Annotated in this window: 13 protein-coding genes; 8 read left to right on the top strand and 5 right to left on the bottom strand. The window is 31.1% G+C overall.

All coding sequences use genetic code 11. The features are described from left to right. A partial coding sequence (locus C6368_RS01690; protein WP_234369065.1) for a hypothetical protein occupies window positions 1-851 on the top strand: 851 nt, incomplete at its 5' end. Window positions 852-1,318: 467 nt separating this feature from the next. Here the strand turns inward: C6368_RS01690 and C6368_RS01685 are convergent. Continuing rightward, window positions 1,319-1,621, bottom strand: coding sequence for a putative quinol monooxygenase (locus C6368_RS01685; protein ID WP_107037434.1), 303 nt, complete (start codon window positions 1,619-1,621; stop codon window positions 1,319-1,321). Window positions 1,622-1,623: 2 nt separating this feature from the next. Further along, a complete protein-coding gene (locus C6368_RS01680; protein WP_107037433.1) occupies window positions 1,624-2,253 on the bottom strand; it encodes an NAD(P)H-dependent oxidoreductase in 630 nt (209 codons plus the stop codon). A gap of 106 nt (window positions 2,254-2,359) precedes the next feature. Here C6368_RS01680 and C6368_RS01675 point away from each other — a divergent pair, with 106 nt between their 5' ends. The 3 genes from C6368_RS01675 to C6368_RS01665 all read left to right on the top strand — a co-directional run bounded on the left by C6368_RS01675 (window position 2,360) and on the right by C6368_RS01665 (window position 4,974). Then, complete coding sequence (locus C6368_RS01675) at window positions 2,360-2,710, top strand: winged helix-turn-helix transcriptional regulator (protein ID WP_107037432.1); 351 nt, start codon at window positions 2,360-2,362, stop codon at window positions 2,708-2,710. A 302-nt stretch (window positions 2,711-3,012) separates the two neighbouring features. Further along, window positions 3,013-4,161 (top strand): alpha/beta hydrolase-fold protein, encoded by a 1,149-nt coding sequence (locus C6368_RS01670; protein WP_107037431.1) that lies wholly within the window; start codon window positions 3,013-3,015, stop codon window positions 4,159-4,161. 69 nt (window positions 4,162-4,230) lie between these two features. Further along, window positions 4,231-4,974, top strand: a complete 744-nt coding sequence (locus C6368_RS01665; protein WP_107037430.1) for a hypothetical protein — start codon at window positions 4,231-4,233, stop codon at window positions 4,972-4,974. 78 nt (window positions 4,975-5,052) lie between these two features. On the opposite strand, the gene C6368_RS01660 is transcribed toward C6368_RS01665, so the two are convergent. Next, a complete protein-coding gene (locus C6368_RS01660; protein WP_107037429.1) occupies window positions 5,053-5,649 on the bottom strand; it encodes an NAD(P)H-dependent oxidoreductase in 597 nt (198 codons plus the stop codon). A gap of 93 nt (window positions 5,650-5,742) precedes the next feature. Between C6368_RS01660 and C6368_RS01655 the strand changes: the two genes are divergently transcribed. Both C6368_RS01655 and C6368_RS01650 read left to right on the top strand, forming a co-directional pair. Beyond that, window positions 5,743-6,654, top strand: coding sequence for a LysR family transcriptional regulator (locus tag C6368_RS01655; RefSeq protein ID WP_107037428.1), 912 nt, complete (start codon window positions 5,743-5,745; stop codon window positions 6,652-6,654). 79 nt (window positions 6,655-6,733) lie between these two features. Continuing rightward, entirely contained in the window at window positions 6,734-7,258 is a 525-nt protein-coding gene (locus C6368_RS01650; protein WP_107037427.1) for a GNAT family N-acetyltransferase, read from the top strand. Between the two features lie 126 nt (window positions 7,259-7,384). Here C6368_RS01650 and C6368_RS01645 read toward each other — a convergent pair whose 3' ends face one another. Together C6368_RS01645 and C6368_RS01640 are read right to left on the bottom strand one after the other, a co-directional pair. Continuing rightward, window positions 7,385-8,764, bottom strand: coding sequence for a formylglycine-generating enzyme family protein (locus C6368_RS01645; protein ID WP_107037426.1), 1,380 nt, complete (start codon window positions 8,762-8,764; stop codon window positions 7,385-7,387). Beyond that, window positions 8,757-9,281 carry an RNA polymerase sigma factor gene (locus C6368_RS01640; protein WP_107037425.1) on the bottom strand — a complete coding sequence of 175 codons (525 nt, stop codon included), beginning with the start codon at window positions 9,279-9,281 and terminating at the stop codon, window positions 8,757-8,759. Before C6368_RS01640 ends, C6368_RS01645 begins: the two co-directional genes overlap by 8 nt. Before the next feature lie 207 nt (window positions 9,282-9,488). On the opposite strand from C6368_RS01640, the gene C6368_RS01635 reads away from it, so the two are divergent. Both C6368_RS01635 and C6368_RS01630 read left to right on the top strand, forming a co-directional pair. Next, window positions 9,489-10,013: a peptidoglycan DD-metalloendopeptidase family protein gene (locus tag C6368_RS01635; protein ID WP_107037424.1), complete on the top strand. Its 525-nt coding sequence runs from the start codon at window positions 9,489-9,491 to the stop codon at window positions 10,011-10,013. A 61-nt stretch (window positions 10,014-10,074) separates the two neighbouring features. After that, window positions 10,075-10,755 carry a hypothetical protein gene (locus C6368_RS01630; RefSeq protein WP_107037423.1) on the top strand — a complete coding sequence of 227 codons (681 nt, stop codon included), beginning with the start codon at window positions 10,075-10,077 and terminating at the stop codon, window positions 10,753-10,755. Window positions 10,756-10,778: the final 23 nt, after the last annotated feature.

Raw genomic sequence — 10,778 nt, 5'->3', positions numbered from 1 at the left:
CGACTTCGGAAATCCGCCTGACGTTGTTCTTAATTGAAGTTCAAATGAAACATTATTTAAATAAACTTATTTTTCTATTCATTGGTTCTTTGATGATTTCCTTTAACCTTAGTGATGATAATGAGGAATTATGGGAAAGATATAATTTAGAGCAAATGGCGTTAACTGTAGAAGTACCGAAAAATCTAACACCTATTTGTGGTGAAGGATTTTGCTTTTTCAGGACAAGCAAAGGCTCATTGTTTGAAGTCATCGATGTTAAGCGTTATTACATTGACTCATTATCAGAGAATGAATTGATAATAAAGGAAAATGATAACAAATTTCAATATTATGAAATTGAATCCAACAATATTCTGATCAAAGGAAAAACCAAAGTTCAAGAAAACGAATCTCAAATCATTCATTCCTGGGCTCAATTTAGCACAGAAGAATACATGTTTAAATTTGAGTACAAAGGCCAAATTTCCAATACTTTCAAAAGATTCTTACAATCAATTATTGTAAATCACGATTTGCTAAATGAGCAATACAGAAATAGATCAGCATTCCAAAATTTCAATGAGGTTGCCACAAATATAGAAATATCAACTATTGATAGGGATTATTTAATAAATCGAAAAAATAATATAATAAAAATTAAGACTCCAAAGATTGATACTTTCTATTTATATCCATCTTGCAATAGCTGTATGCTAAAAAGAATCGATATAGCTAATAGTACAAGTGAAGATTGGAGTATCTATCCAGCTACAACCAGTGATTCAATCAAAATCGACATAATGCTGGCATTACCCGAAAACAATCATTTATCAATACATGAAAAGTGGTTTAAAATTAAAGATGAATAAGCANAATCATTTATCAATACATGAAAAGTGGTTTAAAATTAAAGATGAATAAGCATAACACAGCCTTTGCCGTCAGCCTGTAAAAACCTTAGATTTTCACATTACTGAAAAGAAAATGTTTGTATCTTCGATAAAACATTTAAAAACAGGCCGCCGCAAAGCCTCATCCGTTGGCGGTAATGGCTCCGAAAACCAAATAAACATTAAAGAAAAACAACTTACCCTATTTCTACTTTTTGGCTTCAATTCTTGGATCTACTCAAAAAAATACTGACCAATTACAGTCAGTATTTTTAATTAAATCAAAGGCCAATTGCTACTCTATTTTGCGAGAAAATTCGTTTGGAGATAATTACTTTTTTCATGTTTTCTAAATTTCTTTAACCTTAATCAAGCAAAATGCACTTTTTAGATCTTTTTCTATTAAAATATCAGCAAGTTTACTATATCAAAACTTCGGCAGAAGCTTATTTATCTCTTGGGTCTCTTTCGTTTAATGCATCGTATTTTTTAACCTCATTTTTCATTTTTGGTCCCCATCTTGTAAAAAGAGAAATTACTTCTGGTTGAGCCAGGTGATTATCTAATGATGCTTGGTCTTTCCAGCGTTCTAATACGAGCATACTTCCTGCATCTTTATCATCTAAAGTAAAAGAAATTGAGATACATCCCGTGTTTTTAAATCCAAGAGGAATTGTTGCACGAGCTTCTGAAACAAAAGCTTCAACTTCTAAAGGGTTTACATATAAATTTCCTGCTATAATAATCATGTTTAATTTGTTTTTGTTACAAACTCATCTAAAGGTAATCGTACTTTTTTGAGGTTAGCCAAATAATCATTTTCTGCATCTCTGTATCCTAAAGCGAGAATTACCACACTTTTGAGATTTTTTTCTTTCAAACCTAATAGTTCATCAAATTTCCCGGCATCAAAACCTTCCATTGGGGTGGAATCTATTTTTAACTGGGCTGCAGCAATGAGTGCAGTTCCTAAACCAATATATGCCTGTTTTGCGGACCAAATAAAGTTATCAGTATCAGTTTGCGGTAAAAGACCGCTACTGATAGCATTCTCAAAATCTGCTAATGCTTCAATAGGTGTTTCTCTTACTTTGGAAATTAACTCCATATAATCACTGATATCTTCCTTTCTGATGGACGCAAATGCAGCAAATACCAAAAGATGGGATGCTTCGGCAATTTGAGAATTAAATGAACCTTCAGCCAAATCTTTTTTCAAGCTTGGATTATCTATAACTATAAGCCGATAGGGTTGTATACCTGTCGAAGAAGCAGAAAGATTAATTGCTTCAATTATTTGTTCCAAATCATTATCTGCAACTCTTTTGGGACTGAATTTTTTTGTGGCATACCGCCAATTCAAATCATCTATTAATTTCATTACTATTTTTTTTAAAATGATGAGCCAAAAGTAAGTCTATAATATTACTTTTTGTAACTTACTGCCAAAAAGTAACAGTAACATTCGAGTAACCAAGTGACTTATTATGAAAACAGAAAAAGAACCAATAAAAGAATGTAGCCAAACCATTTTAGCAATTCACGATGTAATGGATATCCTTAATGGCAAATGGAAAGTATCTATTATCGCATGCCTCTGCTATAAAAAAATGCGCTATTCTGAATTATTACGAGAGGTAAAAGGAATATCGGGCAGAATGTTGAGTCGAGAATTAAAGGAACTGGAGATGAATCAACTCATTATAAGAAACGTATTAGACACTCAACCTGTAACTGTGGAATACGAAATAACGGAATACGGCTCAACCCTTAAAAGTTTGACTCATACTATTGCCGAATGGGGTATGAAACATAGAAAAAGGATAATGGGTAAATAGATATAACTAATGAGAATACACAATACCGCCAACAATGTATATAAAAAATAGGCGAAACAGTAATAAATTCAAGGATTTTGGCTCGTATCAAACTTTGTGCTTAGCCGAAAATTAAGTGTTTCGAATTCGCCTACTTTTCATATACTAACCGTAAGCAAACATAAAAAAATACAATCGTAAAAAATAATTAATAGAAATTGAACCTTTTATACATTATTGAGTAATCCTTATAACTTCTATGCTGAAAGGTTTAAGATACTTTCCAAGAAGGATCATTTTATAAATCTCTAACAATAATTCAAATGAAACACATCCTATTTATTTTAGTTCTATTTTGGGTAACAGCTTTAAATGCTCAACAACTCCTCAACCTAGAACCAATTTCTTCTCAATTTTTAAATGAAGAAAGACCTTATCTTGTGCATCTGCCTTACTCTTATTCAGACACAACTAATGTTCAAAAAAAATATCCAGTAGTGATATTACTTGATGGTCAATATCATTTTTGGTACTCTATTAATACAATCGAATACTTAAGTGGACGCAACATTATCCCAGAATGCATTGTTGTATCTGTACCGAACACAGATAGAACAAGAGATCTAACACCAACACATTCTATTATTCATTATGATGGAACAGAAAATGAAGATTTTTTAAAAACAAGCGGAGGCGGTGAGAATTTCCTAAAATTTATCAATGAAGAACTTATACCAACAATCGATAGAAATTATAATACAATGGCACTCAAGATATTTGTTGGACATTCATTTGGTGGGCTAGCGACAGTCCAATCATTTCTTTCAAATTCTTCGCCTTTTAGTGCTTACATTTCTATGGACCCATCCATGTGGTGGGATGATGGAATATGCTTGAAACAGTTAAAGTCAGTTGAAACTCTTTCAAATACTAAGTCATGGTATATGTCTGCTGCGAATAATAATGATTTCAAAAAAGACACTAGTAATACTAGGATACTACAGGAAAAATTTAATGATATATTACTTGATCAACACAGCACAATACAAACTAAATTTCAAATTTATGAAGATGAAGATCATCAATCTGTTACCTTAAAATCTTTATATGATGGAATGCGTTTTATTTTTAACAGCTATAGGATAACAAATGAAATAAAAGAAGATGTAATTGCATTTGAAGATCATTTCGAGCAACTAAGTAAAGAATGGGAAGAAGAATTCAAACCTTCTGAAGGACTGATTAACAGTAATGGATATTCTTTCATTAGGCAGGATAAATTGAACATAGCATTAGATTTTTTCAAATTAAATATCAAACTCTACCCTCAGTCTTATAATGCTTATGATAGCATTGCTGAATGTTACCTAAAAATGGGGAATAAGAAATTAGCCAAAATTAATTACACTAAATCGCTTGAATTAAACCCTAAAAACCAAAACGCAGTTGAAATGCTGAAAGAACTAAAATAACGATTTGCTAACACCATTAAAAAAGCATTAAAACGACTTTTTACACAAACCTTTGTGTGCAATACAAGAATGACTGAGAAATTAAAATATAACATCGAGAATATTTACAAGGTGTTTGCGAAATATGGAGCAACCGATATGACGGGAAGTCCTTTGTATGAAGATTTACAGAAATGGAATAAAGAAGTATTCTCAAAACCATTACGAGAACTTGATGTGGATGATTTATCTAGGTTTACAGGATCGGCTATGACGACTTGGGGAAGTGCAAACGACTATAAACATTTTCTTCCTCGAATTTTAGAATTAACAGCCGAGTTAAGAACACCTTACGAAATTTGGATTGCGTTTGATAAACTAACACTTGCGGAATGGCAAAATTGGACTGAAGAGGAACAGAATATAATTCACGAATTTATGATTGCACTTTGGGAAAGCATTGTAAATGATAACAGTGAAAAAGCCGAATGGGAATTTAGAGATTACTTTTCTGCAATTGCACACTTCTATCCAAACTTTACTGATTTACTCAATATTTGGACTGAATCAGAGTCAAAAGCAGGAATAAAGCATTTAGTAGAATTTTTGGTTAACGAACAAACTGCAATTTTTGATAGAAAAAAAATCAGTGGATTTCTCGATCAAAAAGCAAATGCAGAGGAATTTATAGATTGGATTTTATCAGATAAAATGTTGAACAAAATTCAACAGAAATATTTTGAATTTGAAACAGAAAGTTTTGCTGAAAAAATTTCTTGGGCTGAACAAATAATAACGACAGAACGAAAAAGTAAAGTACACAATAATGGCTAAAAAATCATTGACGACTATCGGCAGTCTACGATTGTTATACTAAACGTTGTCCTGCATTTCGAAATGAAACGAGAGAAATTACAAATTAATCGTTAAATCATTTAAAAAAACACTGTAATTATTCAACTCAAAAGGAACATCTGCATTTTTTTCCATATCGTGAAAATGATGTGTTGCTAATAATTCCATTCCTGAAAAAGCATTCATTCTATGAAACCCAAACATAACACCTTCATCTACACTTTTTTGATTAAAAAATTCATTTTCTAAAGTAAATGCGGTTTTAGGTGCATTCCAACTTGTAGTCAATATATATTTTTTTCCGTGCATTAAACCACCAGTCCCGTAATTGATGTTTGGGTTTTTTCTACTTCTTCCATCACTTGCATAAATTCCATTTTGATGACCTTCCGTAAAAACTTCATCTATATATTTTTTGAATCCAAACGGTATTTGAAACCACCAAATTGGTGTATGATAAATCACTATATCAGCCCACTTAAATTTTTCAACTTCATCCTTTACATCGTATTTTTCACCTACTTGAGTAGTTTTTACTTCAAATTCTTCATTTGATTCAAAATATGAAGCAGTGGTATTAAAAAGTGTTTCGTTAAATCTTCCACCAGAATGTGCAAATGGATGACTTCCATTAATTATAAATATGTTTTTCATTTGTCTCTTATTTTATATGAGGCAAAACTAAATCAATATATGTTATTGTAAAAATAATACAAATCATACCTTTGTATCAATATTTTAATAGCTATGGTAAATTTAGAATGGTATAGGACATTTAAAGAAATATATGAAAACGGAACTTTGACCAAAGCTTCTATTGCTTTATATGCTTCTCAACCTGGAGTTAGCGTACACTTAAATGCTTTAGAAGCTTATGTTGGCAAAAAACTATTTGAACGCACTTCGAGAAAAATGATTCCAACAGAAGATGGGAAATTTTTATATGAATATATTATTGAATCTTTAAAAAAACTAGAAATAGCAGAACAGCATTTTAAGAAAACAACTCAAGAAAAAAATCCATCTCTAAATATTGGAATGTGTTCAGAAATGTTTCAACTTATTATTGAACCAGAAATCCCAAAACTAGACTTTGACCTAGTTGCTCGATTTGGAGCACATACAGATTTAATAAAAGACTTAAACAATGGAATTTTAGATTTAGTAATAACCCCTAAAAAACAGAATGAAAAAAAATCATTAGTTGAGTATATTCCTTTTTCAAAAGAAAGAATAGTTTTAATAGCAGGAAATAAAACCAATGTAACTAAAATACAAAAACACATTAATTCAAAAAATTTAGGTAAGTTGGAAGAAGAATTACTTCAAAACGTTTGGTATAGTTCCTCAAATGAAATGGAACATTTTAGACGCTTTTGGTTTGAGAATTTTAATAAGAAACCTGCCTTCAAACCCAACTACATTTTACCTAATCTCACATCAATTATAAGATGTTTAAACAATGGAAGCGGTTTGGCATTAGTTCCAGATTTTTTATGTCAAGAACAAATTTTTAGAAACGAAATAAATCTAGTTTGGGAAGGAAAAGTAAAAACGGAAAACACCTTATATTTTGCATCAAGAACAGATTTAAAATACAAAAAAGAATTAGATACGATTAAGGATATATTTACATCAAAAATGAAATTGTTGAAATAGAAGAAGAGATTGAAAAGCTAAAGTTAGAACGAGACCTAATTAAGCAAAAGGGAAAAACGCTAACCTATGAATATAAACTTTGATAGAATCAGACAAAATTAAATTAAGGCCTATTGAGGCGCAAGATAACGCGAAAGTGTTTAGTTACAGACGTGACTCTGTGACGAACAAATATCAAGGCTTTGTGCCAAAAGCATTGCATGAAGTAGATGCATTTATCGCTAAAAACCCAACGGATTTCAATCAACCAGAATCTTGGTTTCAATTGGTCATCATTAAAAAAGAATCCAACGAAATTATTGGTGATATAGGGATACATTTTATTGGAGATGATGGATTTCAATGTGAACTTGGTTGTACACTCAGTAAAAAACACCAAGGAAAAGGATTCGCAACTGATGCGATGAAAATTACAATTGATTATTTATTTACTTCATTAAATAAACATAGGATAACAGCTTCGGTTGATCCAAAAAACACTGATTCCATCCGACTTTTAGAAAGATTAGGTTTTAGAAATGAAGCCCATTTTAAAGAAAGCCTTTTTATAAATGGTGAATGGGTGGATGATGTTATTTATGGATTGTTAAAGAGTGAATGGTGATAGTAAGTGCACAAAGTTACAAATAGAGCAAGAAGTGGTTGTAATACCCAATACTAGCCCTATCTGTTAACTTCATTGACTTCAAATTTGTAACAATTTGAATGGATATTTGCTCATTTTTTCTACCTACCTTTTGTTTGTATAATTAAATACAACTCTAAAACCTATTGCAGGATGAGGTTGAGATACTTCATCATAAGGATCAGGACCATTAATCTTTATTTCCTCTACTGTATTCATCCAACTTCCTCCAGCAGTTCCAATTCCAATCAATTCAGTATCGAAAAGCTCACCGTGTTTCACATTGTAAACCATTTCGGCAACATTCCCACTCATATTATAAAGACCTAAATCGTTAGGATTATACGTTCGTGTTTTGGCTGTAAAAGTAGCTCCATCTCCATACTCTCCGTTCAGTAAATTATATTGATCAGGATATGTGCTTACATCAAAATTAGCTAAGTAGCAATTTTTCTCATTTCTGACAATAACAATTCCCCATGGATAAGGTAAATTCATACCTGAATTACTTGCTGCTCTCATCCACTCTGTTCTGTTTGGAATTCTAACTGACTCAATTTTATCACTTTCTTCAAGGTCGGCGTTTGTTTCTTCGGTTAGCCATTTGCAATACATTTCGGCTCCTTTTCTTGAAATATTCACGACTGGATAATCGTCGAAGGCATCATTAGAAAAGTATGTATCTTGCATAGCCTTTAAACCATCTCCAAGAACTTCAACCCATTTTGTTTGATCTGGAATAGCGGCTTTGAATTCATCTTTTCTACCTTGAATTAATAAATCAAAAAGGAAAGTTCGGTATTCCAAATTTGAAACCTCAGTTTGTTGCATGAAAAATGCTCTAACCACAATGTTTTTTCCGCCAACTGAATAGTTCTCCAATGGTTTAAAAGTATAATGTTTTGAATCCAATTTTGTTAGGGCTTTAATCATTTTTTTCTTCTGTTTATGATTATCCTTAATCTCATCTTCTGTTAAAACAGGGAATCTAAATTCGTCATTTGGTGAAAAAGAAGATTTTTGGTGATTAAACGATTTCAAAGATTTTGGTAATCTAGATGATATTGGAATCTCTCCCATCTCTAACTGATCAAGGTTTTGAACTTTAAGCAATTGAATTTTGTCATCGTTAATTTTTACTGCTTCAATTTTTATTGAATCTTTATTTCTGATGTTTTCATTATAAGAGTTGTTTGAAAACTCAATTGTGGTTTTTATTTCTTTTTTAACTGGATCTTTATCTTGATTAGTGATGTTTGAATTATTCCAAAATAATATGATTGAAATGCTGATAATACTTACTATACTTCCCATAATAATTATGTTTTTAAGGTGAATAAAAGCTTTTAATTTTGTTAAAAATGAACTCTTATTTGCAAGGGAGGAAGACTTCATAAATCTTGACTTCGTCTCTTCAAAAGAAACTTGTGCAGGCGCTTTTTTAGCACTTGCAAAAAGTTGGTCTAACTGTTTTTCTTTATCCATGATTGATACTTTCAATTTTATAAGTCGATTCAAAATTCATTATCTGAATAAGATTGTCTCTACCTCTTTTTAAACGTTGCTTTACTGCAGATTCTGACGCATTTTGGATTTTAGCAATTTCTTTAATGCTGTATCCATTGAGCTCAAATAGAATGATTGCTTCTTTTTGATTTACACTCAACTTGGCTAATGATTCGTGTAAAAAATGAATATCAGTCGATAAATCTGTTGATGAATTCTCGTCTTTGACTTGATTGATATTCATGGAAGTAGTCATTCTCTCTTCCCTCAGCTTTTGATTTTTTGAGCCTAATATTCGAATACTTATTCCTATCAAAAAAGACAGAAATGCCGTTTCGGATTTTAGTTTCTCAAATTTTTCAAAACCCACTAATAAAGTTTCGTTCATTAAATCAGAATATTCCATCTCGCCATATACACGCGCCCTGCAGAAACGCTCGAACTGCTCATGAACAGGTTCGTAAAGTTTTAAAAAATGGATTTGCTTCTTTTTCATTCAGTCAACTAAAATATGCTTTCTATAAAGTAAGTTTGACGAAACTAAGAAAAGTGACATTGTAAATTCAAATATTTTTAGTTTATCCTTTCCTTTCAGATTAATGACTTGTAAATAAGCTGGCTGAGGATACTTTTTTCATTACTTTTGAAAGTGAAATATAAGTATGGTGTTATATTTATTTCGGATATTAGAATTTTTATTAAGATGAGAATAATCACTTTTTTATCATTTTACTTGATAGTATTTGCTGGGTTTGCTCAACAGGATTCATTAATTGAAGTAAATATTAAAGATAGTGTACTTACTACTGAATTTGAAGAAAAGAAAGGACGACTAATTGTACCCGCTAAAAGTTATATTTCTCTAGATGTTTGCTGTGTTGAGCAGTATAATCAAAAGTTACAGGAGAATTCTTTTTCAACTAGAAATCCTAAAGAGGAAATTCTTAAAGTAACGTGTAAAGAAAATACTCAAGCTATTTCTGTAGCAGATGGAAAGGTGGCTTTAGTTTTAAAAACAGAAGGCGCTTACACAGTTGTATTAAAGCATGGCAAATATGGAGCGGTTTATTCCAATTTAGAATCTGTTTCTGTTGAAGAAGGCAAGGATTTAAAAGAAAATCAGGTTATTGGAATAGTGAAAACAAAAAGCCTAAAAACGGTTCTTAATTATGAATTGTATTTCAAAGCAAATAAAATGAAGGTAGCCAATTGGATTAAATTAGATTGAAACCATGTTGAATAAATAGGAAGTATTCCATTAAGCATATTAACAAATTAGCGACAAGTTTATGAAAATAATTTTAACAGTGCTTTTACTTACATTAAACCAAACAATTATTGGACAGTTTGGAATTATTGAGGACAAAGACGGTTATGTTAATATTAGAAATTCAGGCAAGAATATCATTGACACCTTATCGAGTGAAAAAATAATCTATTGCTTTGATCTAGAAAGAGAATGGTTTCGTATAGATTATGATTTAAGTCGGCAAAACAAAAGTGGTTATGTTCATGAATCTCGTGTGAGACTTATTGAAAATTTTGACCATTTTAATTCCGGTCAATCAACTGATACTTCAATAGTTTTCAATATGGATTCAATAAGTATTGAAATAACAAAAAGAGCATTTGATGCAAAGTCAAATAACTTACAATATCTTGAAATAGATTCAAGAAATGAAGCCAGATTTTTAGAAAAAATTAATGGTAAAGAAGTTTGGGGGACAGATGGCGGAGTGCCAAAAATGAAATATGGAATATTCAGTATACAACTAAATCATGAAAAGTTGATCTTACCAACTGATAATTTATTTGAACCCAATTTTGGCTTTACTTCTGCCTTTTATGATGAAAAGAATAATTCAATTTATATTTCTGCATCAAATAGCGATGGTGCTGGGGGCTATGCAGTATTATGGATTATTGAAAATGGTACTTTTAAACAAAGAATTACAACAATTCCATATTGATTTAAGGAGAGAAACAAGTTCGT

Source organism: Brumimicrobium mesophilum, assembly GCF_003025005.1.
GTDB classification, from domain to species: Bacteria; Bacteroidota; Bacteroidia; order Flavobacteriales_D; family Crocinitomicaceae; genus Brumimicrobium; species Brumimicrobium mesophilum.
The sequence above is the reverse complement of the archived record's forward strand: the minus strand, read 5'-3'. Positions and strand labels throughout refer to the sequence as shown.